This is a genomic window from Arsenicicoccus sp. UBA7492, from assembly GCF_002479615.1.
GTDB lineage: Bacteria > Actinomycetota > Actinomycetes > Actinomycetales > Dermatophilaceae > Arsenicicoccus > Arsenicicoccus bolidensis.
Window position 1 is genome coordinate 55,649 of record NZ_DLOE01000057.1, and the last position, 26,446, is coordinate 82,094.

General features: G+C 73.0%; 22 protein-coding genes and 1 tRNA gene. 5 read left to right on the forward strand and 18 right to left on the reverse strand.

Annotation, left to right across the window (positions count from 1 at the left end; genetic code table 11):
* Positions 1-4 precede the first annotated feature (4 nt).
* The 5 genes from B4E97_RS16835 to leuS form a co-directional block, all read right to left on the reverse strand.
* The gene (locus B4E97_RS16835; protein ID WP_286960889.1) at positions 5-2,587 is read right to left on the reverse strand and encodes a ComEC/Rec2 family competence protein; all 2,583 of its coding nucleotides are present in this window, start codon (positions 2,585-2,587) and stop codon (positions 5-7) included.
* Entirely contained in the window at positions 2,584-3,579 is a 996-nt protein-coding gene (locus B4E97_RS16840; RefSeq protein ID WP_286960890.1) for a ComEA family DNA-binding protein, read from the reverse strand. Before B4E97_RS16840 ends, B4E97_RS16835 begins: the two co-directional genes overlap by 4 nt.
* A gap of 185 nt (positions 3,580-3,764) precedes the next feature.
* Positions 3,765-3,893, reverse strand: a complete 129-nt coding sequence (locus B4E97_RS16845; protein ID WP_286960891.1) for a hypothetical protein — start codon at positions 3,891-3,893, stop codon at positions 3,765-3,767.
* 152 nt (positions 3,894-4,045) lie between these two features.
* Positions 4,046-4,909, reverse strand: coding sequence for a DegV family protein (locus B4E97_RS16850; RefSeq protein WP_286960893.1), 864 nt, complete (start codon positions 4,907-4,909; stop codon positions 4,046-4,048).
* Positions 4,910-4,912: 3 nt separating this feature from the next.
* A complete protein-coding gene (gene leuS, locus B4E97_RS16855) occupies positions 4,913-7,846 on the reverse strand; it encodes a leucine--tRNA ligase (protein ID WP_286960895.1) in 2,934 nt (977 codons plus the stop codon).
* 305 nt (positions 7,847-8,151) lie between these two features.
* Here leuS and B4E97_RS16860 point away from each other — a divergent pair, with 305 nt between their 5' ends.
* Positions 8,152-8,988, forward strand: coding sequence for a Cof-type HAD-IIB family hydrolase (locus tag B4E97_RS16860; protein ID WP_286960896.1), 837 nt, complete (start codon positions 8,152-8,154; stop codon positions 8,986-8,988).
* Positions 8,989-9,309: 321 nt separating this feature from the next.
* Here the strand turns inward: B4E97_RS16860 and B4E97_RS16865 are convergent.
* The 5 genes from B4E97_RS16865 to B4E97_RS16885 form a co-directional block, all read right to left on the reverse strand.
* Positions 9,310-9,382: transfer RNA gene (locus tag B4E97_RS16865), tRNA-Ala, on the reverse strand.
* 117 nt (positions 9,383-9,499) lie between these two features.
* Positions 9,500-10,150, reverse strand: a complete 651-nt coding sequence (locus B4E97_RS16870; RefSeq protein ID WP_286960898.1) for a histidine phosphatase family protein — start codon at positions 10,148-10,150, stop codon at positions 9,500-9,502.
* Between the two features lie 5 nt (positions 10,151-10,155).
* Positions 10,156-10,596, reverse strand: coding sequence for a ribosome silencing factor (rsfS, locus tag B4E97_RS16875; RefSeq protein WP_286960899.1), 441 nt, complete (start codon positions 10,594-10,596; stop codon positions 10,156-10,158).
* Positions 10,593-11,306, reverse strand: a complete 714-nt coding sequence (gene nadD, locus B4E97_RS16880) for a nicotinate-nucleotide adenylyltransferase (protein WP_414632802.1) — start codon at positions 11,304-11,306, stop codon at positions 10,593-10,595. Before nadD ends, rsfS begins: the two co-directional genes overlap by 4 nt.
* Before the next feature lie 17 nt (positions 11,307-11,323).
* Positions 11,324-11,548: a hypothetical protein gene (locus B4E97_RS16885; RefSeq protein ID WP_239262499.1), complete on the reverse strand. Its 225-nt coding sequence runs from the start codon at positions 11,546-11,548 to the stop codon at positions 11,324-11,326.
* 123 nt (positions 11,549-11,671) lie between these two features.
* Between B4E97_RS16885 and B4E97_RS16890 the strand changes: the two genes are divergently transcribed.
* A complete protein-coding gene (locus B4E97_RS16890) occupies positions 11,672-12,817 on the forward strand; it encodes a glycosyltransferase family 2 protein (RefSeq protein ID WP_286960902.1) in 1,146 nt (381 codons plus the stop codon).
* Positions 12,818-12,937: 120 nt separating this feature from the next.
* Here the strand turns inward: B4E97_RS16890 and B4E97_RS16895 are convergent, their stop codons facing one another.
* From B4E97_RS16895 to B4E97_RS16930, 8 genes are all read right to left on the reverse strand, one after another.
* Complete coding sequence (locus B4E97_RS16895) at positions 12,938-13,639, reverse strand: class I SAM-dependent methyltransferase (protein WP_019284287.1); 702 nt, start codon at positions 13,637-13,639, stop codon at positions 12,938-12,940.
* 66 nt (positions 13,640-13,705) lie between these two features.
* Positions 13,706-15,004: a glutamate-5-semialdehyde dehydrogenase gene (locus B4E97_RS16900; RefSeq protein WP_286960904.1), complete on the reverse strand. Its 1,299-nt coding sequence runs from the start codon at positions 15,002-15,004 to the stop codon at positions 13,706-13,708.
* 180 nt (positions 15,005-15,184) lie between these two features.
* Positions 15,185-16,318, reverse strand: a complete 1,134-nt coding sequence (gene proB, locus B4E97_RS16905; protein WP_029211247.1) for a glutamate 5-kinase — start codon at positions 16,316-16,318, stop codon at positions 15,185-15,187.
* A 6-nt stretch (positions 16,319-16,324) separates the two neighbouring features.
* A complete protein-coding gene (gene obgE / locus B4E97_RS16910) occupies positions 16,325-17,848 on the reverse strand; it encodes a GTPase ObgE (RefSeq protein ID WP_029211246.1) in 1,524 nt (507 codons plus the stop codon).
* A 108-nt stretch (positions 17,849-17,956) separates the two neighbouring features.
* A complete protein-coding gene (rpmA, locus tag B4E97_RS16915) occupies positions 17,957-18,211 on the reverse strand; it encodes a 50S ribosomal protein L27 (RefSeq protein ID WP_019284283.1) in 255 nt (84 codons plus the stop codon).
* A gap of 47 nt (positions 18,212-18,258) precedes the next feature.
* A complete protein-coding gene (gene rplU / locus B4E97_RS16920) occupies positions 18,259-18,567 on the reverse strand; it encodes a 50S ribosomal protein L21 (protein ID WP_037210518.1) in 309 nt (102 codons plus the stop codon).
* A 226-nt stretch (positions 18,568-18,793) separates the two neighbouring features.
* Positions 18,794-22,888: a ribonuclease E/G gene (locus B4E97_RS16925; RefSeq protein ID WP_286960908.1), complete on the reverse strand. Its 4,095-nt coding sequence runs from the start codon at positions 22,886-22,888 to the stop codon at positions 18,794-18,796.
* A gap of 375 nt (positions 22,889-23,263) precedes the next feature.
* Entirely contained in the window at positions 23,264-23,986 is a 723-nt protein-coding gene (locus B4E97_RS16930) for a TIGR03936 family radical SAM-associated protein (RefSeq protein WP_029211243.1), read from the reverse strand.
* 199 nt (positions 23,987-24,185) lie between these two features.
* Between B4E97_RS16930 and B4E97_RS16935 the strand changes: the two genes are divergently transcribed.
* The 3 genes from B4E97_RS16935 (at position 24,186) to B4E97_RS16945 (ending at position 26,338) form a co-directional block, all read left to right on the forward strand.
* A complete protein-coding gene (locus B4E97_RS16935) occupies positions 24,186-24,311 on the forward strand; it encodes a hypothetical protein (RefSeq protein WP_286960909.1) in 126 nt (41 codons plus the stop codon).
* A 78-nt stretch (positions 24,312-24,389) separates the two neighbouring features.
* Positions 24,390-24,962 (forward strand): ABC transporter ATP-binding protein, encoded by a 573-nt coding sequence (locus tag B4E97_RS16940; RefSeq protein WP_349681194.1) that lies wholly within the window; start codon positions 24,390-24,392, stop codon positions 24,960-24,962.
* Positions 24,959-26,338, forward strand: coding sequence for a hypothetical protein (locus B4E97_RS16945; RefSeq protein ID WP_286960910.1), 1,380 nt, complete (start codon positions 24,959-24,961; stop codon positions 26,336-26,338). The genes B4E97_RS16940 and B4E97_RS16945 overlap by 4 nt, the downstream gene beginning before the upstream one ends.
* Positions 26,339-26,446: the final 108 nt, after the last annotated feature.

The following is a 26,446-nucleotide window of genomic DNA, read 5'->3' on the forward strand; positions in this document are numbered from 1 at the left end:
CAGGTCACCGGCCGCGACGGGCGACCCGCAGCTCGGCGCCGTGGCCGAGCACGGCGAGATCACCGGACTCGTCCGTGCGCTCGATGTGAAACCCGTTGCGCTGCAGCGTGGTCAGCGCGGATGCCGCCGGCTGGCCGTAGTCGTTGTCGAGCCCCACGCTGATCAGCGCCAACGGGGCGTCGAGATCGGCGAGCAGCAAGGGATCCTGCTTGGCCGACCCGTGGTGGGCGACCTTGAGGACGTCGACCTGCGGGTGGACGGCCAAGCGGGACAGCGTCGTTCGCGCGTCGGACGCGAGCTCGGGCTCGGCATCCCCGGTCAGCAGCGCGGTGGTGCCGCCCACGTCGGCGAGCAGCACCAGGCTCGCGTTGTTGGGCACCGACCCCTCGCGGATCTCCCGCGTCGGGGCGACGACCTCGGCGCTCACGTCGCCGTAGGCCAGCCGGTCCCCCGCCACCAGGGTCTGCGGCCGCAGGTGATGGTCGGCCGAGAGCCGGTCGACCCGGGTGGCCTGCGCCGCGGGGTCGCGGGTGGCGGTGACCAGCACGGCGCCCACCGGCCAGCCGTCCAGCACCTCCTCGAGACCACCGACGTGGTCGTCGTGGAAGTGGGACAGGACGACGGCGTCGATCCGGTCGATCCCCAGGCGGGACAGACAGGGTCGTATGCCGGGATCGGCCGGCCCGACGTCGACGACGACGGCTCGCCCGGGTCCGGACGACAGCGCGATCCCGTCGCCCTGGCCGACGTCGCAGACCACGATCCGCCACCCAGCCACCGGCCACGCGGCCGAGCCGACGGGCACGACGAGGGATAGGCCGAGGACCACGACCGCGAGCGCCGCGAGGGGCCGGGCCCGGGTCCACCACGCCAGGCGCGGACCGCTGACGACGAGGACCAGGGTGAGCAGGGCGAGCAGCAGGGCACCGCGTCCCCCGTCGGGCCAGGGCATCGCGCCGTAGGGCACGTCAGCCGCCACACGCGCCACGCGGGCGATGAGCCAGGCCGGCACGGCGGCCGCCCACGCGACCACGTGAGCCACCGGCACGCTCACGACGGCGACCACGGCGGTGACGATCCCGAGGACGGTGGTCGGGCCCACGAAGGGAGCCGCCGCGAGGTTGGCGGGGACCCCGACCAGGCTCACCGACGGTTGGAGCATGATCGTCACGGGTCCGCAGGCCACCTGCGCGGCGACCGGGATCGCGAGCGCCGGCCCCCACGAACGGATCCGGTGCGGCAGCACCCTGCCGATGCGCTCGCCCCACGGCGTCGCGAACACCAGCAGCCCGAGCGTCGCGAGCGAGGACAGCGCAAACCCATAGGAGCGCGCCAGCCACGGGTCGTAGCAGAGCAGCACGACGATCGCGGCGCCGAGCGCGGGCAGGGCCGACCGGCGGCGCGAGGTGGAGACGCCGAGCAGGCCCACGGCCCCCATCACGGCGGCCCGGATGACGCTGGGCTCGGGGCGGGCCAGCACGACGAAACCGGCCAGGCCGATCAGCGCCACCACGGGCCGCAGGCGGCGCGGCAGACCGAGCAGGGAGCACAGGCCGATCAGCGCAGCCAGGACGATGCTGACGTTGGACCCGGACACCGCGCTGAGGTGGCTCATCTGCACCTCGGTCATGTCGGCCGTGAGGTCCGGCGGCGTCAGGCTCGTGTCCCCGATGACGAGTCCCGGCACCAACCCTGCTGCGTCCTCCGGCACCCCGTCGACCGCAGCACGGAGGGCGGCGCGCACGTGCTCGGCTCCGGCGAGCACCGGGTCCGGCTGACCGACCACGCGTGGCGGGCCCCGGACGGTGACGGAGGCGACGACGTCACCGCCCGGCTCGGCGGGCTTGAGCCTGCCGGCCAGCTCGAGCCGCTGGCCCCACCGCAGCTGGGTCCAGCGTTCGTCACCGAACACGAGGATCGGCGCGGAGACCCGACTGACCGAGCCGCGGCCCTGCACGGTGAGCACCCGCAGCCGCACCATCGTCGCGGGCGCTCGCTCGGCCCCACCGCCCACCACCCGCGGGTCGGACACCACCTCGGCGGTGAGGCGGACGCTCGCGCGCTGCGCTGCCAGCTCGTCCATCGTGCCCGCCCCGCGCAGCTCCCGGTGCCCCACGAGCGCCGTCAGCGTCAGGGCGATCACCACCCCGGTGATCCCGACGACGGGCACCCACGACCGGCCGGACCGACGTCCAGGACGTGCCCGACGCACGGACCATCGCGCCGACGCCACGGTCAGCACGACGCCAGCCGAGGCGACCAGCACCAGCACCCAGGTCGGGCGGTCGAGCAGGGCGGCGGTCAGGGCCCACGCGACGCAGGCCGGCAGCAGCAGGCGCACGTCCGAGGGCGTCTGCGGGCGGATGTCGTCGAGCCACCGCGACGGTCGTCTCGCCCTGCCCGGCGACTGCCCGAGCCCGAGCAGTCGCCGGGCCTGGTCCTGGCGCTCGTGGCGCCGGGCCGCCTGGAGCTCCCGTGTCCCGGACACCTCCTCCGCGCCGGAGCCGCGAGCGCCACGTCGATCGTGCGCCCCGGTTCCGCCGGGGCCGGACGCCTCGGGGCGATCGGGAGAGCCGGGGGTCGTCATACGCGCACCTGGGCTCGGAGCCGCTCGAGGAGCTTGGGCCCGATCCCCTGGACCTCGCCGAGCTCGTCGACGCTGCTGAACCGCCCGTGCTGGGTGCGCCACTCGATGATGCGGCCCGCGATCGCCGGACCGACGCCGGGCAGGGTGTCCAGCTGCTCCACGGTCGCCGTGTTGAGGTCGATCGGGGCACCCGGGGCGGCGGTCCCCGCCGCACCGCCACCGCTGGGCGACGTGCCTCCCGGGGGCGACACCCCGCCTGGCGATACGGACTGGTCCGGCGCCTTCTCGCCGGGGCGCGGCACGTAGACCTGCTCGCCGTCGACGAGGACCCGAGCCTGGTTGAGGCCCCCGAGGTCGGCCCCGGGCAAGGCCCCACCCGCGGCCGCGAGCGCGTCCACCACCCGGGCCCCAGGAGCGAGACGGACCACGCCCTGGCGCCGCACCTGACCGCCGACGTCCACGATCACCCCGGTCGACGCCAAGGAGGGCGTCGCGGCTGCGGGGCCGGACCCACCGCCCCGACCCGGAGACGTGGCCGCCACGCTCGATCCGCCACGCTTCACCCCGTCGCCCGCCTCGCGGTCGGCAGCCGCCGAGGGGACCGGCTCAGGCTCCCCCTGGCTGCGCGCCATGGCCACGCGGACGCCGAAGGCGACGCCCGCGAGCACCAGCACCAGGAGCAGGGCGAGCACCGCGGTCCAGCGGGGCTGCCAGGTGGCGCCGACCAACCGGCTCGGCAGCGACACGACCGCTGGCGCCGGTGGACGATGCCGCCCGGAGCCCTCGGGCGGGGACGGCGACAGCCGCCCACGACGCTCCAGCGCGTCCGGGCCATAGACGCGCTCCACGACGTTGTCGGGCAGGTCGTCCAGCGACTCCACCGCTCCCGATCGGGGCAGCTCCATCCGCCACGCGGGGTCGCCCTCGCGCGTCTCGGTCGCGGTGATCCGCGCGAGCCGCTCCAGGTCCGGTGGTGGTGGTCGACGTGCCATGAGCGCGACGCTAGGTCCGCGCGCCCAGGCCTGGCAGGGCACGTGCTGCGCCTGTGGACAGTCGTCCCCGCGTCGCGTCAGGGTGTGGACAAGTCGGTGAGCAGACGGGTTCCGCCACGTCGTCGATGAGCATCTCGAGCGAGAGCTCGGCTGACCAACCGATCCGGACGATCAGGCAGGGATGCTCACCGAGCGGGGCGGGCCGTTGCGAGCTCGGCGACCAGGTCATCGACGTCCACGCCGCGGTCGCTCAGCACCACCTCGAGCGCTGATGCGGCAGACCGGAGGGAGGCCACCTGGACGTCACGGTCCATGGGGGTCGGGATGAACCACCCCACGGTGACCCCGTGCCGCGTCACCTCCACCGGCTCGGCCGCGCGATGTAGTCGGCCAGACCATCCCGGAACGCGCGGATGCCCACAGATGTCGCCATGCCCACCTCCCGATGTGTATCCGTGTGCACACCCTAGGGGCGCGGGGAGACGACGACCGCGGTCGTCCCGGGTCCGACGTGGCAGGCGGCCACGGGACCCAGGGGATACACCTCGATGGGGGTGCCGTCGGGACAGCGGACGCGCAGCGCCTCGACCACCTCGTCGGCGCGCAGCTCGGCGTCGAGCTGGTGGACCGCGATCTCGCAGCCACGCTCCCCGCACGCCTCGGCGGCCGCGACGGAGCGGTCGACCATCTCCTTGATCGCCCGCGTGGACGTGCGGACCTTGGCGACCGGCTCGATGTGGCCGTCGTCGATGCCGAGCAGCGGCTTGATCGACAGGGCGGTGCCGAAGAAGGCGGCGGCTCCCCCGATGCGGCCGCCCTTGCGCAGGTAGTCCAAGGACTCGACGCAGAAGGTCAAGGTGGCGTCCTCCGCCCGGCGCCGGGCCGCCACCCCCGCCTCGACGGCGCCCGCCCCGTCCTCCACCATCGCGGCGGCGGTGAGCACGCCGAAGCCCATCGCCATACCGATGGAGCGGGAGTCCACGACCTCGACCGGGATCGGCGAGCGGGTCGCGGCGAGGACCGCGGCCTCGACCGTGCCGGACAGCTCCGAGGACAGGTGGACCGACAGGACCTCCTCGCAGCCTCGCTCGGCGGCCCGGCGATAGGCCAGCAGGAAGTCGGCGGGCGAGGGGCGCGAGGTGCCGAGCTTCTTGGCGCGGCGCAGGATGCCGGGGACCTGGTCCTGCGGCAGCTCGCCCTCGATGTGCTGCTCCCCGTCGGCGACGAGCACGAGCGGCACGACGTCGATGCCGTGGCGGGTCACCGACTCGGCAGGCAGGTAGCCCGTCGAGTCGGTGACCAGCCCGACGGAGGGGAACAGGGTCGTCATCGATCAGCCGGCGACGATGTTGACCAGCTTGGGCGCCCGCACGATGACCTTGCGGATCGTCTTGCCCTCGAGCAGCCCCTGGATGCGCTCGCTGGCGAGGGCCGCGGCCTCCAGGTCGGCGTCGCTGATGTCGGCGGCCACCTCGAGGCGGTCGCGCACCTTGCCGAGGACCTGCACGACGCACGTGACGGTGTCGTCGACCAGGAGCGCGGGGTCGGCGGCGGGGAACGGCTCGTGGACCACCGAGGACTCGTGACCCAGGCGGGACCACAGCTCCTCGGCGATGTGCGGCGCGACCGGCGCCACCATGAGGACCAGCGCCTCGGCGGCAGCGCGCGGCACGACCGGCAGCTTGGTCAGGGCGTTGTTGAGCTCGATGAGCCGGGCGATGGCGGTGTTGAACCGCAGCCCGTCGTAGTCGCGGGCGACCTGGTCGATCGTCTTGTGCAGCAGGCGGCTGGTGGCGTCGTCCATCGCCTCGTCGCCGACCCGCACCTCGCCCGTCTGCTCGTCGACCACGTTGCGCCACAGCCGCTGCAGGAAGCGCTGCGACCCGACGACGGCGCGCGTCTCCCACGGCTTGCTCAGCTCGAGCGGACCCATGGCCATCTCGTAGACGCGGAAGGTGTCGGCGCCGTACTCGTCGTACATCTCGTCCGGGGACACGACGTTCTTGAGCGACTTGCCGATCTTGCCGAACTCGCGGTGCACGACGGTGCCCTGCCAGGTGAACACGCCGTCGGCGCTCTCCTCCACCTCGGCGGCGGGCACCGGCTGACCCCGGTCGTCGCGGTAGGCGGCGGCCTGGATATAGCCCTGGGAGAAGTACGTGCGGAACGGCTCCTCGGAGCTCAGGTGCCCGAGGTCGTGCAGCACCTTGACCCAGAACCGGGCGTAGAGCAGGTGCAGCACGGCGTGCTCGACGCCGCCGACGTAGAGGTCCACGCCACCGGGGTCGGTCGCCCCGGCCGGAGCCCCGGCGACCGTCGTGGTCTGCGGGCCCATCCAGTAGCGCTCGACCTCGGGGTCCACCAGGGCCGTCCCGTTGGCGGGGTCGAGGTAGCGCAGGAAGTACCAGCACGACCCCGCCCAGTTGGGCATGGTGTTGGTCTCGCGGCGGTAGCGCTGAACGCCGCGCCCGTCACCGAGGTCCAGCTCGACCTCGACCCAGTCGCCGGCGCGGGACAGCGGCGGCTCCGGCTCGGACGAGTCGTCGTCGGGGTCGAAGGTCTTGGGCGCGTAGTCCGGGATCTCGGGCAGCTCCAGCGGCAGCATCGACTCGGGCAGCGCGTGCGCGACCCCGTCCTCGTCGAAGACGATCGGGAACGGCTCGCCCCAGTAGCGCTGCCGGCTGAACAGCCAGTCGCGCAGGCGGTAGGTCACGGTGCCCTGACCCCGGCCGGTGCGCTCCAGCCACTCGATCATCGTGGCCCTGGCCTCGTCCAGCCCCATGCCGTCCAGCGACACCTCGTCGTTGCGGGAGTTGACGGCGACCCCGGGTGCGACATACGCCTCGCCGCTGTTGACCGACCCCGGCCACGACGAGTCTCCCTGCGGCGCAACGACGTCCAGGATCGGGATCATGAACTCCGTGGCGAACTCGAAGTCGCGGGCGTCGTGCGCCGGGACGGCCATGATCGCCCCCGTGCCGTAGCCCATGAGGACGTAGTCGGCGATGAACACCGGGACCTCGCGGCCGTCGACCGGGTTGGTCGCGTAGGCGCCGGTGAACACGCCCGTCTTGGTCTTGTCCTCCATCTGGCGCTCGACGTCGCTCTTGCGGGAGGCCGCGAGCTGGTATGCCGCGACCGCCTCGCGGGGGGTGTCGGCGCCACCGGTCCAGTGCATCGGGATGTCGCTCGGCCAGGCGTCGGTCACCAGCTCGTCGACGAGCGGGTGCTCCGGCGCGAGCACCATGAAGGTCGCCCCGAAGAGCGTGTCGGGACGCGTGGTGAACACGTCGATCGGCTCCCCGGCCGGCCCGGTGAAGGTCACGCGGGCGCCGTGCGAGCGGCCGATCCAGTTGCGCTGCATGGTCTTGACCTTGTCCGGCCAGTCCACGCGGTCGAGGTCGTCGGCGAGGCGGTCGGCGTAGGCCGTGATCCGCATCTTCCACTGGCGCAGGGCCTTGCGGAAGACGGGGAAGTTGCCGCGCTCGGAGCGGCCGTCGTTGGTGACCTCCTCGTTGGAGAGGACGGTGCCGAGGCCGGGCGCCCAGTTGACCGGAGCCTCGTCGGCGTAGGCCAGGCGGTAGCCGTCGATGACGGTGGCCTGCTCGGTGGCGCTGAGGTCGCTCCAGCTGCGACCGGCCCACTCCCCCGGCAGGGGACGGGACCCGTCGGCCAGCTGCGCGACCAGCTCGGTGATCGGCCGCGCGCGGCCCAGACCCCCGTCGGGGCGGGGGGCGCTCTCGTCATACCAGCTGTTGAAGATCTGCAGGAATATCCACTGGGTCCAGCGGTAGTAGTCCGGGTCGATGGTGCGGATCGCACGCCGGTCGTCGTGGCCGAGGCCGAGGCGGCGCAGCTGGCGCGCCATGATCACGATGTTGTCCTCGGTCGTCTTGCGCGGGTGCTGACCGGTCTGGACCGCGAACTGCTCCGCCGGCAGGCCGAACGCGTCGTAGCCGAGACAGTGCAGGACGTTCTTGCCGGTCATGCGGTGGTAGCGGGCGTAGACGTCGGTCGCGATGTAGCCCAGCGGGTGCCCGACGTGCAGGCCGGCGCCGCTCGGGTAGGGGAACATGTCGAGGACCAGGAGCTTCTGCGCCTGGGTCAGCGGGTTGTCCGGCTCGGCCCACGGGCCGGCGGGGTTGGGCGCGTGGTAGGTGCCCTGCTGCTCCCAGCGGTCCTGCCAGCTGGTCTCGATCTGCCCGGCCAGCGCGGCGGTGTAGCGGTAGGGGTGCTCGTCGCGCGTCTCGGCGGCCGTGTCCGTCATCGTCTGTCTCCCTGGGTCCTCGGTGTGGCTCGCGTCTGCTCCCGGGCTCGCATGCCTCCAGACACACGAACGCCCCTCACGCAGAGGGGCAGCCGCGCTGATGTCCGACGTGCTCAGCGCGGCCCGACAAGGAGCTGGTGGTGGGCCACCTCACCAGGCTACCGCAGGGTTATCCCGGGCTCGACGACCAGGCCGTATGCCGAACCGCCCGCGACCGATGGCCGCCCCGTGACCGGGCGGCGCGTGACGGCGGCGCGGCGCCATACGATCGAGTCCTCCCCGCCGTCGCCCACGAGAGGTGCCCCATGCCTGCCCGCCCCTGGACCACGATCGCCCCCGGCCCGCACGACGTGCGACTCGTGGTCGCCGACATGGACGGGACGCTGCTGGACGAGTCCGGCGCCGTGCCCGCGGGCTTCTGGGGGCTGCTGTCACTGATGGGTGAGCGCGGGATCACGTTCGTGCCCGCCAGCGGGCGCCAGCTGGCGACCCTGCAGCGCGTGTTCGAGCGCGCACCGCAGGGGCTGTCCTACATCGCCGAGAACGGCACGCTCGTGGTCCACGACGACGAGGTCGTCTCGACGACCACCGTCTCGGCGGACATCACGCGCGAGGTGGTCGACACGGTGCGCGTCGCCGCCCGCGAGCACGACCTGGGGCTCGTGGTGTGCGGCGTGCGCAGCGCCTACGTCGAGCGCAACGACCCGGCCTTCCTGGCCGAGTGCGAGAGGTACTACGCCAGGCTGGAGGTCGTCGGGGACCTGCACGCCGTCGAGGACGACGTGCTCAAGCTCGCTGTCTACGACTTCGAGGACGCGGAGCGTCACGTGGACGCGATCTTCGGCGAGGTCGCGCGCACCCACCAGGTCGTCCTGTCCGGCCAGCACTGGATCGACATCATGGCCCCGGGGGTCCACAAGGGCCACGGGGTGCGGGCGCTGCAGTCGCGGCTGGGCGTGACGTCCGCGCAGACGGTCGTGCTCGGCGACTACCTCAACGACCTGCAGATGCTGGACACCGCCACCTGGTCGTTCGCGATGGCCAACGCCCACCCCGACCTGATCGAGAGCGCCGCCTATCTCGCGCCCCGCAACACCGAGGACGGCGTCGTCCGGGTCCTGACCCACCTGCTCGGGGCCTGACGGCGGCCCGTATCGACGCCCACCTCGGTGACTACGCCGACGCTCGCGCCCACCTCGACGACGCGCTCGGACTCCTCGCCAACTGCGCCGACATCCACACCCGCTGCGACGACACCAACCGGCGGCTGTGCAACCAGGCGTTTTTCACGAAGGTCTTCATCGACGAGGACAACGAGCTGCGCGTCGAGCACAATCGACCCTTCGAGATGCTCCTCGATCCACAGGTCAACGCCAACGCTCTGACCTGGGCCGCAGACGCCAACAAGGCCCGAACCTCGGCCAGCGTTTCCGTTGGCAAGGGTTCGAGCCTTGTGCGTGGGGTGGAGCTGAGGGGACTCGAACCCCTGACCCCCTCCATGCCATGGAGGTGCGCTACCAGCTGCGCTACAGCCCCTCACGGGACGGATCCCGTGGGTTGTCGTGACGGACCGTGGCCCGCTGCGACTGGATTACTTTAGCCAGAGTTCATCGCTGCGACCAAATCGGCGTGTGCCGTGCCGGTCGCCCGGCCTCAGCGCTCCGTCGGCCAGGAGGCGCCCTCGTCGGCGTCGGGGGCGCCGAGGTTCCAGGTCTCGATGCGCCAGGCGCCCGAGGGCATCTGCGCGAGCTCGGCCCAGTGGCAGTTGCGAAGACCGCCGAGCACGAGCCAGGCCTGCTTCTGCGGAAGGCCGACGAGCTCGGCGGCGAGGGCGCGTGCGGCGACCCCGTGCGAGACGACCACGGCGAGGCCGTCCTGCGGCATACGGCCCACCAGGTCGAGCGCACCGGCCAGGGCGCGCGTCGCCACGTCGGCCACCGACTCCCCGTGCCCGCCGCGCTTGAAGTCCTCGCCGGTCAGCATGCGCTCGGCGTCGGCGGGATACTCCGCGCGCACCTCGGCGCCCGAGCGGCCCTGCCACTCCCCCGCATGGATCTCGCGGAAGCGCTCGTCGCGCTGCACCTCGACGCCCAGCAGGCCCCCGAGCGCGTCGGCGGTCGCCGCGGCACGCAGCAGGTCGGAGCTGACGATCACGTCAGGACGACGAGCCGCGAGGTGCGGGGCGGCCGCAGTCGCCTGCGCCAGCCCGGTCTCGGACAGCGCGATGTCGAGCTGCCCCTGCCAGATGCCGGCGGCGTTGTGCGCGGTCTCGCCGTGCCGCCACAGGATCAGTCGCTTGCCCATGGGGGTCAGTCGCGCAGACCCGGCCACCCGGTCGTGCGGGCGGGCGCGTCGGCATACGGGTCGTCCTCGTCCTGGCGACCGGTGGGGTCCGGCAGGTCCAGGTCCACCGTCGGGCAGTCCTTCCACAGCCGCTCGAGGCCGTAGAACTCGCGCTCGTCGCTGTGCTGGACGTGCACGACGATGTCGACGAAGTCGATTAGGACCCAACGACCGTCCTTCTCGCCCTCGCGACGCACGGGCTTGGCGCCGAGGTCGCGCAGGCGGTCCTCCACCTCGTCCACGATGGCCCGGACCTGGCGGTCGTTGGGCGCGGACGCGAGGACGAAGATGTCGGTCAGCGCGAGCTGTTCGCTGACGTCGAGCGCGGTGATGTCGCGGGCTCGCTTGTCGTCCGCCGCGAGGGCGGCGGCCTTGGCGAGCTCGATGGCACGCGGGGTGGCGGTCACGCAGGATCCTTTGGGGTGGTGGTCGATGACGGCGGGGACGCCGACGAGGTGGGTGTGGCCTGGCCGGCACCGATGGGGTCGATGACGCCGAGGCCGCCGTTGACGGTGACGCCCGACAGCGCCGGGTCGGTCGAGACGACGGGCGCGGACGGGGCATACAGGCGGTACTTGTTGATGTGCTGCACGACACCGTCGGGCACGAGGTACCAGACCGGCTTGCCCTCGGCGACGCGCTCACGGCAGTCGGTGGAGCTGATCGCCATGGCCGGCACCTCGGTGAGGGTCACGCCGTCGGCGGGCAGCCCGGACTCCGAGAGGTGATATCCGGGGCGCGTGACGCCGATGAAGTGCGCCAGGCCCCACAGCTCGTCGACGTCCTTCCACGACAGGATCCGGGACAGGGCGTCGGCGCCGGTGATGAAGAACAGCTCCGCGTCGGGGTTGAGCCGGCGCAGGTCTCGCAGGGTGTCGATGGTGTAAGTCGGGCCGTCCCGGTCGATGTCGACCCGCGACACCGAGAAGCGCGGGTTGGAGGCCGTCGCGATCACCGTCATCAGGTAGCGGTGCTCCCCCGGCGACACGCTCGCCGCGGCCTTCTGCCAGGGCTGCCCGGTCGGCACGAAGACGACCTCGTCGAGGTCGAACAGTGCTTGGACCTCGCTGGCGGCGACCAGGTGACCGTGGTGGATGGGGTCGAAGGTCCCACCCATCACGCCGATCCGCTGTCTCAGTGCCCGCTCCCGGGCGCGCTGTGCGAGCCGTGCGACGCGTCGTTGGCGCCCTGGGCGGGGGCCAGCTTGGCGGCGGTGTTGCGGAACGCGAACGTGATCGCCAGCAGCGTCATGAACGCGGCGAGCGCGATGACCCCGAACCAGAAGTCGGCGAACGGCAGCGTCATCGCGTGCTCGGAGTGGTGCTCGCCCTCGGCGAGGATCAAGGCGGCAGAAGTCATGCGGTCATGCTACCTGCTCGGTGCGGGGCCGCCCCCGATGCCGCTGTCGGGGGTGTAACGGCACAGCCGACGCACAGCACCCCCTGCGGCCATTGCCAACGTCGCGGACCTAGGCTGGCACGCATGGTCCCTGAGCTGTCCGTCGTCATCCCCATGTACAACGAGGAGCAGGTGCTCCCGCTGCTGGTGCAGCGGCTGCGCCCGGTGCTCGACGGTCTCGGGACGAGCTACGAGGTCGTCGCGGTCGACGACGGCTCCAAGGACCAGACCGCCGTGCTGCTGCAGCGCTACCGCCGCGAGTGGGAGCAGCTGCGCGTGGTGCGGCTGCGCGCGAACTCCGGCCACCAGGCAGCGATCTCGGCCGGCCTGGTGTCCGCGCACGGCGACTTCGTCGTCACCTTGGACGCCGACCTGCAGGACCCGCCCGAGACGATCGCCGACATGCTGCGCGCGGCCCACGAGGAGGGCGTCGACGTGGTCTACGGCGTCCGCTCGGACCGTTCCACCGATTCCTTCTTCAAGCGCGAGACCGCCAAGGCCTTCTACTCCGTCCACTCCCGCCTGACCGGGATGGAGACCGCGGGCAACGCCGGCGACTTCCGCCTCATGTCGCGCGCCACCGTCGACGCGGTCAACGCCCTGCCCGAGCACGGACGGGTGCTGCGCTTCGTCGTCCCCGCGCTGAACTTCCCGTCAGCGAGCGTGTCCTACAAGCGCGAGGAGCGGGCGGCCGGCGAGTCGAAGTACCCCTTCATGAAGATGGTGATGCTGTCGGTCGACTCGATCATCGGCTTCAGCCTCAAGCCGCTGCGGCTGGCCACGTGGTTAGGCTTCGGGGGCTTCATCGCCTCGCTGCTCCTGATCGCGTATGCCGTGATCGGCCGCTTCACGGGCCACGCCATCGCCGGCTGGGCCTCCACCGTGGGCATGATCGCGCTCGTGGGCGGCCTGCAGCTGCTCTGCCTCGGCATCCTCGGCGAGTACCTCGGCCGCATGTACCAGCAGCTCCAGGAGCGACCCAACTACTTCATCGCCTACGACTCCGCGCGGGACCGTGACGACCACCGGTTCGCCATACCGCGCAGTGCTCGTATGGCGACCGGCCAGCCCGCCGGCGCCACGGCGGCACGGCCCGCGGTCACCCTGCAGGCAGGGTCCGTGGAGGCCGGGGCGGGCCCGCGAGTTGCCAACCCGACGCCGCGGGGGACAGACACGAGCGAAGGCACCCTGGACGCCCACGGCCTGGCGGGCGAACCCATCGACCGCTGACCTACCGGGGGTAGGGGCATCGACCGGGCTTCGTCCCCCAGGCTGATGATCCCGCCGGGGGTAGGGGCAATCAGCCGGGCTTCGTCCCCCAGGCTGATGATCCCGCCGGGGGTAGGGGCATCAGCGCCGGCGCGCGACGACGAACTCGCTGACGCCCGGCAGATCCTTGACCGGCAGGTAACGCTCCACCGTGATGACCGCCCGCAGCGCCGCGTTGACCGCCCAGTGCGTGTCCTGCAGGTCGCTGCCCTGGCTCGTGCGGCGGCGCATCGACACGACCGGCCGCAGCAGGACGTTCCAGGCGAAGCGTCGCTGGATCTCGAAACCGTTGCGCTGCAGCAGGTCCAGGATCTCGGCACGGTGATAGCGCCGCACGTGACCCACCGCGACGTCGTGGTCGGACCAGAGCTTGGGGTCGACGGGCACGGCCACGAGGAACGGGGCGCCCGGCTTGAGCACCCGGTGCACCTCTTGCACGCAGGCGTCGTGCTCCACCAGGTGCTCGAGCAGGTCGAAGGCCATGACCAGGTCCAGCGAGCCGGTCTGCACCGGCAGGTTCGTCGCGTCAGCCCGCATCACCGGCACCGAGCGCTCGTCAGCAGCCAGCGCGCCGTCCTGGGTGTACTCCAGCGCCACGGCCTGCCACCCGTGCTCGATCAGCACGCGGGTGTTGCCTCCCCCGGCGGCCCCGATGTCCAGGGCCCGGCCGGGCGTCATACCGGAGATGAGGCGAGCGAGGATGTGCCTCCGTTCGCGGTACCACCAGTGCGCGTCCTCCAGCCTGGCCAGCTTGCGGACCTCGTGACCCTCCACGTACGGCACGTCCTCTCATCGTCGAATGGCACCAACCTAGAGGAACGTTGGCGCCCAGGCGTGCAGATCGCGCCGTCAGACGCGGACCTGTCCGTCGCCCTCCACGACCCACTTGGTGCTCGTCAGCTCCTCGAGGGCCATCGGGCCGCGGGCGTGGAGCTTCTGGGTGGAGATGCCGATCTCGGCGCCGAAGCCCAGCTCAGCGCCGTCGGTGAACCTCGTGCTGGCGTTGACCATGACCGCGGCCGAGTCCACCTCGTCGACGAATCTCCGTGCCGCAGAGCGGTCGTCGGTGACGATCGCATCCGTGTGACCGCTCGACCAGCGGCGCACGTGCTCGATCGCCTCCTCGAGGGAGGGCACGACGCGGACCGCCATGTCCAACGAGAGGTACTCCACCGCCCAGTCCTCGTCGGTCGCCTCCACCCAGCGCGCCCCCGCCTGCTCGGTCACGTCCTTGAGAGCCGGGTCGGCGTGGATGACGACGCCCTCCTGTCCAAGGGATCGCAGGATCCGGGGCAGGGCCTGGTCGGCGACGGCCTCGTGCACCAGCAGCGACTCGGCTGAGTTGCAGACGCTGGTGCGGTGGGTCTTGGAGTTGAGGGTGATGCGTTCCGCCATCTCTAGGTCGGCGCCGGCGTCGACATACACGTGGCAGTTGCCCACCCCCGTCTCGATCGTGGGGACGGTCGACTCGGTCACGACGGTCTGGATCAGACCCGCTCCCCCGCGCGGGATGAGGAGGTCGACCTCCCCGCGGGCGGTCATCAGGGCGCGCACGGCGTCGTGGCCGGGCGCGTCGAGCAGCTGGACGGCGTCGGGGTTGAGCCCGAGGGTGCGCAGGGTCTCGCGGAGGATCTCGACGAGGACGCGGTTGGTGTGCTCCGCCGCGCTGCCGCCGCGCAGGATGGCCGCGTTGCCGGACTTGAGCGCCAGGCCGGCGGCGTCGACGGTGACGTTGGGGCGCGCCTCGTAGATCATGCCCACGACACCCATCGGCACGCGAACCTGCCTGACCTGCAACCCGGTCGGCGTGGTGCTGCCGCGGACGACGTCGCCGACGGGGTCGGGCAGGCCGGCGACGTCGCGCAGGCCCTGGGCGGCCGCGGCGACCCGGGCTTCGGTGAGGGTGAGGCGGTCCAGCAGGTTGGCCCGGGTGCCCGCCGCGGACTCGCGCTCGACGTCGATGGTGTTGGCCTCGACGATGCGGTCGGTGGCGGCGACGAGCGCGTCGGCCATGGCACGCAGCGCCTCGTCCTTGCGGCCGCGCGGCAGCAGCGCCAGCTCGCGGGCGGCGGCGCGGGCACGTGCGGCGAGCCCCGAGACGAGCTCGCGGGCACCGGGATCGATGGACGTGGCGGGCTGGGCTGTCATGACTCCATCAAACCGCACCGGCTCGTATGACGCCGCCGCCGTCTCGTCCAACCCGGGTCGATGCGCCTACCTGAGGTAGGTGCATCAGCCGGGGGAACGAAGGCCGGTCGATGCCTTTACCGGCGGCAGAGGCATCAGCCTGGGGAACGAAGGCCGGTCGATGCCTTTACCGGCGGCGGGTCAGAGGAGGGCGAGGTCGTCGCGGTGGATGACTTCGCGGCGGTACTGCTCCCCCAGCTCGTCGCCGAGGTCGTGGGTGCTGCGGCCGAGCATCGCGGGCAGCTCGGACGACGCGTAGTTGACCAGCCCGCGCCCCACCACGCGCCCGTCCGGCGCGACCAGGTCGACCGCGTCGCCCTCGTCGAAGCTGCCGCTCACGCCCACGATCCCGGCCGGAAGCAACGAGCGGCGGTGGCTCACCACGGCGTCCACGGCCCCCGCGTCCAGCTCGAGCCGGCCCCGCGCCGTCGACGCGTGCCGCAGCCACAGCAGGCGGCCCCGCGGACGCACCTCCGGCGCCTCGAAGACCGTCCCCACGTCCTCGCCGCCCAGCGCCTCCGCCGCCAGGGCGGCCGACGTCACCAGCGCGGGGATGCCCGCACCCGTCGCGATGCGGGCGGCCTCGATCTTGGTCGTCATGCCGCCGGTGCCGACCTTGCTGCCGGAGCCACGGATGACGACGTCCGCCAAGTCTGCCTCGCCGCGCACCACCGGGATCCGGCGGGCGCCGGGGCGCGACGGCGGTCCGTCATACAGCGCGTCGACGTCGGAGAGCAGCACCAGGGCGTCGGCCTTGACCAGGTGCGCGACGAGGGCCGCGAGCCGGTCGTTGTCGCCGAAGCGGATCTCCTGCGTGGCGACGGAGTCGTTCTCGTTGACGACGGGCACGACGCCGAGGTGCAGCAGCCGCACCAGGGTGCGTCGCGCGTTGACGTAGTGCGAGCGCCGCGTCACGTCCATCTCGGTCAGCAGCACCTGCCCGACGCGGGCCCCGTGCCGCCCGAAACTCGTGGTGTAGGCCGCCATCAGGGCGCCCTGCCCCACCGCCGCGGCGGCCTGCTGGGTGGCCAGGTCGCGGGGGCGCTTGGGCAGCGCGAGCGGGTTGAGCCCGGCGGCGATAGCCCCCGACGAGACGAGCACGACCTGCGCGCCGTCGCGCCAGCGTCGGGCCAGCGCGTCCACCAGCCGGCCGATGGCCAGGTCGTCCAGGTCTCCGTCCCCGCCGGTCAGCGAGGACGACCCCACCTTGACGACGATCCGCTCGGCGTCGGCGATCCGCTCGCGGGTGCCGCCGCTCCCAGCGCTCTCGGCCACGGCAGGTCAGTCCTCGTCGCGCAGCGTCGCCCAGTGGCCCGAGCGTCGCTCGGCGTCCAGCTCGGCGGCGGTCTTGCGGCGGGCGGCCTTGAGGTCGGCGAGCTCGTCGCGCTTCTCGGCGCGGGTGGCCCGGCGGGCCCCCTCGGCCTGCTCGAGCCGCAGGTCGGTGCCGCGGCGGCCGAGCAGCTCGGCGCCGGCGGCCAGCGTCGGCTCCCAGTCGAAGACGACCGCGTCGTCCTCGGCGCCGATCACGACCGTGTCGCCGGCGACCGCGCCGACCTTGAACAGCTGCTCCTCGACACCCAGCCGGTTGAGCCGGTCGGCGAGGTAGCCGACGGCCTCGTCGTTGCTGAAGTCGGTCTGACGGACCCAGCGCGCGGGCCGGTCGCCGACGACGCGATAGATGACCCCGTCGGAGGTGTTCTCCTTGCGGACGACGAAGCCGGTGTCGTCGACGGCCTTGGGGCGTATGACGACGCGCCGGGTCTCGACCTGCTCCACCTCGGCGCGGGCCGCCTCGACGTGGCGCGCCAGGGCGTAGGTCAGCTCCTTGAGACCGGTGCGGGCCACCGCGGAGACGACATGCACCTCGAGGCCGCGAGCCTCCAGGTCGGGCTTGACGAACTCGGCGAGCTCCTCGGCCTCGGGGACGTCGGCCTTGTTGAGCACGACGATGCGGGTGCGCTCGGTCAGGGCCTTGCCACCGAGCGTCTCGTCGGGGACGTAGAGGCTGAGCTCGCGCTCGATCGCCTCGAGGTCGGACATCGGGTCGCGGTCGGGCTCGAGGGTGGCGCAGTCCACGACGTGCACCAGCACCGAGCAGCGCTCGACGTGGCGCAGGAACTCCAGGCCGAGGCCCTTGCCCTCGTGCGCCCCGGGGATCAGCCCGGGCACGTCGGCGACCGTGTAGCGCGCGGAGCCCGCCGTCACGACGCCGAGGTTGGGCACCAGCGTGGTGAAGGGGTAGTCCGCGATCTTGGGGCGGGCGCTGGACAGGACGGAGACCAGCGAGGACTTGCCCGCGGAGGGGAAGCCGATCAGCGCGACGTCGGCGAGCGTCTTGAGCTCCAGCACGACGTCGTGCTCGTCGCCGGGCTCACCCAGCAGGGCGAAACCGGGAGCCTTGCGCCGGGTGGACGCCAGCGCCTTGTTGCCGAGACCGCCGCGACCGCCCTGGGCGACGACATACTCCCCGCCCATCTCGACGAGGTCGGCGAGCAGCCGGCCCTGCTTGTCCTTGACGACGGTGCCCTGCGGCACGCCCAGCACCAGGTCGTCGCCGTCAGCACCGTTGCGCTCGGCACCCTCGCCCGGCTTGCCGTTGCCGGCCTTGCGGTGCGGGGTGTGGTGGTAGTCCAGGAGCGTGGTCTTCTGCGGGTCGACCCGCAGCACGACCGATCCGCCGCGACCGCCGTTGCCGCCGTCGGGGCCACCGAGCGGCTTGAACTTCTCGCGGTGGACGGAGGCCACGCCGTGACCACCGTTGCCCGCCTGCACGTGCAGCGTCACCCGGTCGACGAAGCTCGCCATGTCCCTGGTCCTTCTCTCGTCAGCAGTGAAACCACGCGAGGGTGCAGGCTCGTGGCCTGCACCCTCGCGCAAACATGTGTGTGTGCTGAGCAGACGCTCAGCGGTGCGTCACTCGCCGGCGACGATGTTGACGACCTTGCGGCCGCGCTTGGTGCCGAACTCGACGGCACCGGCAGCGAGGGCGAACAGCGTGTCGTCCTTGCCGCGGCCGACGTTGGCGCCGGGGTGGAAGTGCGTGCCGCGCTGGCGGACGATGATCTCGCCGGCATTGACCTCCTGGCCGCCGAAGCGCTTGACGCCGAGGCGCTGAGCGTTCGAGTCGCGACCGTTCTTGGAGCTGGATGCACCCTTCTTGTGTGCCATGACTAAGCCTGCCTTCGTCGAATCGTGAGCTGGGGGTGCGAGGAGGCTCAGGCCTCGATCGCGGTGACCTTGATCTGGGTGGTCGGCTGACGGTGACCCTGGCGCTTGCGGTAGCCCGTCTTGTTCTTGTACTTCATGATCGTGATCTTGGGGCCCTTGGTCGCCTTGACGACCTCGGCCGTGACCTTGACCTGGGCAAGCTTGGCTGCGTCACTGGTGACGGTGGAGCCGTCAACGAGGAGCAGGGGCTGGAGCTGGATGGACTCGCCGGGCTTGTCGTTCACCTTGTCGATGATGAGGACGTCGCCCACGGAAACCTTCTCCTGGCGCCCGCCTGCGCGAACAATCGCGTACACGTTGCAGACTCGCTCTCTTGATGAGGATGTGAAACCGGTCGTCGCTTCGTGACCGGCCTCCGATCGCGCCTGGCACTTCGCCTGGGCAACGCGGGGGACGGTGGACGCACCGACGTATCAGGCTACCGGGGCGGGGGTGCTGCGGCCAAATCCTGGCCTCGCTCCCCCGCCCCGGCGGTTCGTGCTGCTGGTCCCGCTGCCGACCCCGTCCGAGGGCCGCGGCCGGTCAGGCCTGCGTCGTCTCGGGGGCCTCGCTGCTCGGGGCCCCAGTGTTCTCTGGGTCGCCGATGCCCTCCCCGCGGCCGGTCGGCTCGTATGCCGAACCGCCCGTCTCGAGGGGCTTCGGCGGACCCGCGGGGGCGACCACGCGACCGCGGCGTCGCCGGGGGCGCTTCTCGGGCTCGGGCGTGGCCTCTGCCTCGGCGGGCGACTCGTGGGCCGCCTCGGGCAAGGACGTCGCTGCCGCGATCGCCTCGACCGGGGCGTCGACGTCGCCGACGACGCTGTCCGAGCCCCACCCGGCGCCGGAGGTGCCCGCCCCGGACCTGCCGGGGTCGGAGCTGCCGGTGCCGGAGGTGTCCTCGGGACCCCAGCCGAGGCCGGGGTGGTCGGTGCTCGCCGCGGCGTCGTCGGCGGCGTTGGCGGCCGACTCGGCGTCGGATCCGGGAGCGGCCTCGTCGCCGGCGTCGGGCTCCCCTGCCGGGGTGGCGGCGGGGCCGGCCTCGGCGGGGGTCGATGCCGGCACGGGTGCCGGAGCGGGCGCGCCAGCAGCGGCCTTGGAGGCGCGGCCCTTGCGGGCGGAGCGGCGGCCACGGGCGGGCCGCTCCTCCTCAGGAGCGTCGGTGACGCCGGTGGCGTCGGAGGCGTCGGAGACGGCGCCGACCGGAGCGGCAGCCGAGTCCGGCTCGTCGCCCAGGACCGAGGCCATGGCGTCGTCGATCGCCCGCGCGACCTCGTCGGGCGAGGCCGGCTGCTCGTCGTCCACGACGGCCTTGGAGGCTGCCATCGCCGCTGCGTGTGCGGCCGCCGCGATCTGGGCCGGCGTCGGGCCGGAGTCCTCGGCCTTGGCCGCGTCGTCCCGTCCCCGTCCGTTGCCGTTGGACCCGTTGGACCCGCCGTTGCCGGACCCACCGTTGTTGGACCCGTTCGAGCCACCGTTGCCGGACCCGTTCGAGCCGTTGCTGGAGCCGCCGTTGCCGGACCCGTTGCCGCCCTTGCCCTTGCGACCGCGGCGTCCGCCCTGGTCGTGGGAGTGGTCGACACCGGACTCGGTGCCGGGCGCGACCGGCGTGGACGAGATGAGGATGCCGCGCCCGTTGCAGTGCTCGCACGTGGTGGAGAAGGACTCGATGAGCCCGGTCCCGACGCGCTTGCGGGTCATCTGGACCAGCCCGAGCGAGGTGACCTCGGCGACCTGGTGCTTGGTGCGGTCGCGACCCAGGCACTCGACCAGTCGACGCACGACCAGGTCGCGGTTGGACTCCAGCACCATGTCGATGAAGTCGACGACGATGATGCCGCCGATGTCGCGCAGCCGCAGCTGGCGCACGATCTCCTCGGCCGCCTCGATGTTGTTCTTGGTGACGGTCTCCTCGAGGTTGCCGCCCTGACCGACGAACTTGCCGGTGTTGACGTCGACCACGGTCATCGCCTCGGTGCGGTCGATGACCAGGGACCCGCCGGACGGCAGCCAGACCTTGCGGTCCATCGCCTTGGCGAGCTGCTCGTCGACGCGGTGCTCGACGAAGACGTCCTTGTCGCCGGTCCAGCGCGTGAGGCGCGGGGCGAGGTCGGGGGCCACGGACTCGACATACGAGCTCACGGTCTCCCAGACCTCGGGGCCGGACACGACCAGCGAGCTGAAGTCCTCGTTGAAGACGTCGCGGATCACCCGGACGGTGAGGTCCGGCTCGCCGTGGAGCAGCGCGGGGGCGTTGGTGCCGCGGGCGCCGGCCTTGGTCTGGATGTCGTCCCACATCGCGGTCAGGCGGGCGACGTCGGCGCGCAGCTCCTGCTCGCTGGCCCCCTCGGCGGCGGTGCGGACGATCACGCCGGCGTCGGCGGGCATGACGTCCTTGAGGATCCGCTTGAGGCGGGCCCGCTCGGTGTCGGGCAGCTTGCGGCTGATGCCGGTCATCGAGCTGCCGGGCACGAAGACCAGGTAGCGGCCGGGCAGCGAGATCTGCGAGGTCAGGCGGGCGCCCTTGTGACCCATCGGGTCCTTCGTCGCCTGGACCAGGACGGTCTGGCCGGACTTGAGGGCGTTCTCGATGCGGCGCGGCTGGCCGTTCTCGAGGCCGGCGGCGTCCCAGTTGACCTCGCCGGCGTAGAGGACGGCGTTGCGGCCCTTGCCGATGTCGACGAAGGCGGCCTCCATCGACGGCAGGACGTTCTGCACGCGTCCGAGGTAGATGTTGCCCGCGATGCTGGTCGAGCTGGCCGACTGCTCCCGCGAGACGTAGTGCTCCACGAGGACGCCGTCCTCGAGCACCGCGATCTGGGTGCGGTCGCCGCTGTCACGGACGACCATCGTGCGCTCGACGCTCTCGCGGCGGGCGAGGAACTCGGCCTCGGTGATGATCGTGCGGCGACGCCCGGCCTCACGGCCCTCGCGACGGCGCTGCTTCTTGGCCTCCAGGCGGGTCGACCCCTTGATGCCCGTGGCGGACTCGGAGCGGCGCGACTCGCGGACCTTGGTCACGGTGCCGGGCGGGTCCTCGTCGCCACCGCCGGAGCCGGAGCGACGACGGCGGCGACGCCGACGCGAGGAGCTCGACGAGTCGTCGTCGTCCTCGCCCTGGTCGTCCCGGCCGTTGCGGGAGCTGCGGCCGTCGCGGCCGTCATCGGAGTCGTCCGACTCGTCGTCGCCCTTGTCGTCGCTGCGGTCGTCGCCGTCGGAGTCCGCGCGTCCGCCGGAGCGACCACGGCCGCGGCGGCGGCGCGAGCGGCGGGAGCCCCCGGACTGCTCGCCGTCGTCGCCCTGGTCGTCGGTGTCGTTCGTGTCGTCGGTGTCGTTCGTGTCGCTCGTGTCGTCGTCGACCTGACGGTCGTCGCGGTCGCCGGTGCGGCCGCGGCCGCCGCGGTCGGCGCTGTCGTCGTCGCCGTCGGCCTGCTCGTCAGAGGCGCCCCGGTCGTCGCCGCGGTCGTCGGAGCCCGAGCGACCGCGACGGCCCTTGCCGCCGCGACGGCGACGGCGCGGACCCTGGTCGTCGTCCTGCTCGTCCCGCTCGGCACGGTCGTCGTCGCCCTGAACACCACGCCCGCCCTGCACATCGGCGTCGTCCTGCAGGTCGCGGCCACGGGAGTCCCGGCCACGCAGGTCCCGCTCGTCCCGCGAGCGCGAGACGCGGCCACGAGGCCGGCCGTAGCCCGAGTCGTCGAGGTCGTCGGTGTCGTCCTGCGCACCCTGTGCGTCGTCGGACTCGTCGCGCTGGATGGTGGAGGGGTCGACGCTCGGCGAGGTGGCGCGCCGCGAGCGGCGGGCCACCGTGGGGTCCGGCGCCTGGAACAGCAGGCCGAACGGCGACACGGTCGGCTCGGCGGAGTCGTCGGCGGAGCGGACTGGCAGCTCGTTGATGAGGTCGTTGAGGTGGTCCTGGTCGAGCACGGCCAGGGCGATGTCGACGACCTCCTCGTCGCTGTCGTCGGCGTCCACGTCAGCCGCTGCGGCGGCGACCTCGGGGGCCTGCTCGACGGCGTCCGCCTGGGCGGCGGCGCGCTCGGCGGCGTGGTCCGGGACCCCGGAGGTGAGGCCGGGCGCGTCATACGCGTCGTCGTCGGCGTCGGTGCCGGTGCCGGCGACGGACTCGGTGACGGAGGGGGCCGAGGCCTTCTTGGTGGCCCGGCGGGTGCGCTTGGCGGCCTTCTTGGCCGGCGCGGCAGCGGTGACGGCGTCGACGGCGGCGCGGGCGTCGCCCTCCTCGGCATCGGTGCCGGGGGTGCCGAGCAGGTCGTCGGCGTCGCTGATGCTGGGGCGGTGCGCCTGGCCGGCGACGTCGGCGGGCGCCTCGGCGCTGGCCTCGCTGGAGTCGTTGTCGCCGGAGTCGCTGTCGCTGGGGGCGGCGGCCGCGGCGGTCGCCTTCTTGGCGGCCTTGCGGGGCGCGCGCTTGGTGGCGGCGGCCTTGCGGGCGCGGGTGGCCTTCTTGGCGGGCGCCGCAGCCTCGGTGGTCTCAACAGACGCCGCGGTCTCGGTGGTCTCCGCAGACGCCGTGGTGTCGGCAGGCTCGGCGGCCTGCTCGGACGGCGAGGTCTCTGCGCCCTCGGTGGCCCCAGCGGCCTCGGCGGCGTTGTCGGCGGGGAAGGTGTCGTTGTCGGGTGCCATCGGAGGCGTTCCCTTCTCGACCACGAGGCCACGCCCACTGCCGGCGCGATGCGCCTCGTCGCCGCGTGGTGCGCGGTCGTCGTCGTCACCGGAGCAGGTTGCCCCGACGACGGAAGTCGTCTGCTGCACCGCGCGGCTCGCGCCAGGCGCGTCACTCACGTGGTGCCGCCGCCATCACGTCGACGGAGCCGGTCGGCTCGGTCGTCGGGCGAGACGGGCGACCAGATCGGTCGCGACGCCGCACGTCGCCGTGATGTCGTCGGGTCAGCGGCACGAAGTGGGTCGCACCGTGACCTCTAGCAGTATCGCACAGCGCGCCCGCCCCACCTCTCAGGTGGCCCGGGGACCGCCCACCGGGCGTGGCGCGGTCGGCCCTCAGCGCAGCGGGTCGCCGACCGTGGCGTCCGCCTCTGACCAGGGGCCTTGCACCAGGCGGGTCATCAGCGGGGTGGCCTGCGGCAGGCCCTCCCCCGTCGCGGCGAGCGCCGTGATGACGTCGTCGGGTCGCACCGTCGGGGTCGTATGACGCAGCAGCACCCGCAGCAGCTGGGCATCCGTGCTGACGGTGACCCCGCTGGCTGCGGCCCGCCCCGCAGCACCCTGCAGGTCGAGGGCGAGCACCGCCGAGCGGACGTCGAAGGTGCGGTTCCCGCTCTTCGTCATACGGCTGATCTCGACCGTCTCGGCCGCCAGGAAGGCCGACACGGTCCGCTCGACCTGAGCGCGCTGGTCGGCGTCGAGCCCACGGAGCTCGACGATCCACTCCGAGGCCTGCAGCCGGTCGGCGAGCGACCCGGGCAGCGCGTCGGCGGCCTCGAGGACGTCGATGCCGTCCGGGAGGGCCTCGTCGAGGGCGGCGGCGACCCGGGAGGGCTCGACCGGCTCGGTCACGGAGATCTCGAAGTACTCCGCCTCGCTGGCGGTGCCCGTCGGCGCGGCGTTGGCATAGCTGATCTTGGGGTGCGGGTGGAAGCCTGCGGAGTAGGCCATCGGGACGCCGGCCCGCCGCAGCGCCCGCTCGAGCGCCCGCTGGAAGTCGCGGGTCGAGGAGAAGCGCAGCCGCCCGCGCTTGGCGTAGCGCAGCCGGATCTTCTGCACCGCGGGAGGCGGAGGGGGACCTTCGGGGGTGCGCTGACGAGCCATGAGGCCCAAGGTTACGGGAGTCCTCCGCCCCGCTGATCCCCCCGTGGTCCCACTGGCCCCTCCGGTGGGTCCTCCGGCTCAGACCCCGGTATGACGAAAGGTCGGCACCGTGGTCCGACGCCCGCGACACGGCGCCTTCGGGATGGTCGACGGCATGAACCTCACCACCTCCCCACGCGCCGAGACCCACCATCCCGAGAGCCGCAAGAGCACCGGGAGCCCCGAGAGCAGCGAGAGCCCCGAGGCGGCGCTCGTCGGCCGGGCGCTCGTCAAGACCTAAGGACCCACGCGGGACGAGGCGCCACCCGCCCTGGCCGGCGTCGACCTCGCCATCGCGCCGGGATCGTCCGTCGCCGTCATGGGACCCTCCGGCTCCGGCAAGACGACCCTGCTGCACCTGCTCGCCGGGGTCGTCACCCCGACCTCGGGCACCGTCTCGTGGCGGGGGAAGGACCTCGCCCGGCTCGGCGACGCGGCCCGCAGCCGGTTGCGGCGCAGCGACTTCGGCTTCGTCTTCCAGTCCGGGCAGCTGCTGCCCGAGCTCCCCGCCATCGAGAACGTCGCCCTGCCCCTCATGCTCGCGGGGACCGCGCGGCGCCAGGCCGAGGTGCGGGCCCGGGACTGGTTCGCGCCACTGGGGCTGCAGGGACTCGAGCGCCGCCGCCCGGGCGAGCTGTCCGGCGGCCAGGCCCAGCGCGTGGCGATCGCGCGGGCCCTCGTCGGGTCGCCGGGGGTCGTCTTCGCCGACGAGCCGACCGGCGCGCTCGACCAGACCACCGGCCAGGAGGTCATGCACCTGCTGACGACGGCATGCGCGGCGCAGGGGGCGGCGCTCGTGGTCGTCACCCACGACCCGGACGTCGCCGGCTGGTGCCGACGCGTCGTGCGGCTGCGCGACGGACGCGTCGAGAGCGACGAGGTGACCCGATGAGCGCGCGCCGCAGGAGTGCGCAGCGGGCAGGCGCGAGCACGTCGGGCGTGGGGTCGCTGCGCACCGTGTGGACGATCTCCCGGATGGTCGCGCGCGGGCGCCAGGCCCAGGACTCGCTGACGGGGGTGCTGTCGGTCCTGGCCTTCGCCGTCGCGACCGCCGCGCTGCTCGTGACGGCGGGCGGGCCGCAGGCCTTCGCGCGGCGGGCGGGCGGCCTGGACCCGGAGGTCGGCGACCCCGCCGCGATCTACGTCGTGCTCGCCGTCGTGGCGACGGCCCTGCTGGTCGTGCCGATCCTGACCCTCGGAGGCGTCGCCGCCCGGCTGGCCCTCGCGCGCCGCGACCAGCGCCTGGCCGCGCTGCGCCTGGCGGGAGCCACGTCGGGCCAGGTCACCGCGCTGACTCTCCTCGAGGCGGGGATGCAGGCCGCCGTCGGTGCCGGTGCAGGCGTGGCCGCCTATGCCGTCGCCCTGGTCCCGGTCGGGCTGCTCCGCTTCGACGGAAGGGCGCTCGGGGCGGGGGACCTGTGGCTGGGCGTCCCGATCGTCCTCGCCGTCGCGCTGGGCGTGGTCCTGCTCGCCCTGGGCGCCGCCGGGTCGACCCTGGCTCGCGTCGTCGTGACGCCGTTGGGCGTGGCGGCCCGGCACACCCCTCGGGCGCAGTCGGTCCTGCGACTCGTCCTCGCCCTCGTGGTGGCAGCGGTCTGGACGCTGGGCTTCCAGCTGCTCGGGCAGGCCGGCACCGGGGTGCTTGTGCTCGCGATGGTCGCCATGGTCGCGACGGTCAACGTCGTCGGGCCGTGGTTCGTGCAGGTCAGCGCCCGGATCGCGGCCCGAGCGGCCCGCCGCCCCACGACCCTGCTCGCCGCCAGGCGCATCGCCGACGACCCCCAGACGACGTGGCGCTCGGTGGGCGCGCTCTGCCTCGGAGTCATCGTGGCGGCGTGCGGCGGCGCGATGGCCTCGGCGTTCTCCGCCCGTCCGGACCCGGCCACGCCCCACCTCGCCGACGATCTCGTCACGGGGTGCGCCGTCGCCCTGACGATCCTCGCGCTCGTCGCCGTGACGTCCAGCGGCGTCGTCCACGCGACCCGCGTCTACGACCAGCGCGGCATCCTGCAGGCGCAGGCCCTCGCCGGCACTCCCCTGTCGCAGCTGCGGGCCGTGCGCCGCCGCGAGGTCACGCTGCCGCTCACCGTGGGCGTCGGGCTGGCCACGCTGCAGGGCGGCCTGCTGATGGCGCCGGCCGCCGCCACGGCCTTCAACGCCGGGGCGCTGGTGCTGTTCGCGGCATCGATCGTCGGGTCCTTCGTCGTGGCCCTGGCGTCCGTCCGCGCCAGCGACGGCCTGGTGCGCGAGGCCGTGGCCATGGCCTGATCCCGCTGGCCGCCGCCGGCCCGGGTCGGCTGCCTGCCGCGACTCGCACGCACAACGGGCCCGATCGATGAGGCGACCTGCGCCGATGCGTCGTTGTGCATGTGAGTT

Bases quoted from the DNA above. Each gene is read 5' to 3' on its own strand.
- B4E97_RS16835 (WP_286960889.1), bottom strand. From the start codon at position 2,587: ATGACGACCCCCGGCTCTCCCGATCGCCCCGAGGCGTCCGGCCCCGGC.
- B4E97_RS16840 (WP_286960890.1), bottom strand. From the start codon at position 3,579: ATGGCACGTCGACCACCACCACCGGACCTGGAGCGGCTCGCGCGGATC.
- B4E97_RS16845 (WP_286960891.1), bottom strand. From the start codon at position 3,893: ATGGACCGTGACGTCCAGGTGGCCTCCCTCCGGTCTGCCGCATCAGCG.
- B4E97_RS16850 (WP_286960893.1), bottom strand. From the start codon at position 4,909: ATGACGACCCTGTTCCCCTCCGTCGGGCTGGTCACCGACTCGACGGGC.
- leuS (WP_286960895.1), bottom strand. From the start codon at position 7,846: ATGACGGACACGGCCGCCGAGACGCGCGACGAGCACCCCTACCGCTAC.
- B4E97_RS16860 (WP_286960896.1), top strand. From the start codon at position 8,152: ATGCCTGCCCGCCCCTGGACCACGATCGCCCCCGGCCCGCACGACGTG.
- B4E97_RS16870 (WP_286960898.1), bottom strand. From the start codon at position 10,150: ATGGGCAAGCGACTGATCCTGTGGCGGCACGGCGAGACCGCGCACAAC.
- nadD (WP_414632802.1), bottom strand. From the start codon at position 11,306: ATGGGTGGGACCTTCGACCCCATCCACCACGGTCACCTGGTCGCCGCC.
- B4E97_RS16885 (WP_239262499.1), bottom strand. From the start codon at position 11,548: ATGACTTCTGCCGCCTTGATCCTCGCCGAGGGCGAGCACCACTCCGAG.
- B4E97_RS16890 (WP_286960902.1), top strand. From the start codon at position 11,672: ATGGTCCCTGAGCTGTCCGTCGTCATCCCCATGTACAACGAGGAGCAG.
- B4E97_RS16900 (WP_286960904.1), bottom strand. From the start codon at position 15,004: ATGACAGCCCAGCCCGCCACGTCCATCGATCCCGGTGCCCGCGAGCTC.
- obgE (WP_029211246.1), bottom strand. From the start codon at position 17,848: ATGGCGAGCTTCGTCGACCGGGTGACGCTGCACGTGCAGGCGGGCAAC.
- rpmA (WP_019284283.1), bottom strand. From the start codon at position 18,211: ATGGCACACAAGAAGGGTGCATCCAGCTCCAAGAACGGTCGCGACTCG.
- B4E97_RS16925 (WP_286960908.1), bottom strand. From the start codon at position 22,888: ATGGCACCCGACAACGACACCTTCCCCGCCGACAACGCCGCCGAGGCC.
- B4E97_RS16935 (WP_286960909.1), top strand. From the start codon at position 24,186: ATGAACCTCACCACCTCCCCACGCGCCGAGACCCACCATCCCGAGAGC.
- B4E97_RS16940 (WP_349681194.1), top strand. From the start codon at position 24,390: ATGGGACCCTCCGGCTCCGGCAAGACGACCCTGCTGCACCTGCTCGCC.
- B4E97_RS16945 (WP_286960910.1), top strand. From the start codon at position 24,959: ATGAGCGCGCGCCGCAGGAGTGCGCAGCGGGCAGGCGCGAGCACGTCG.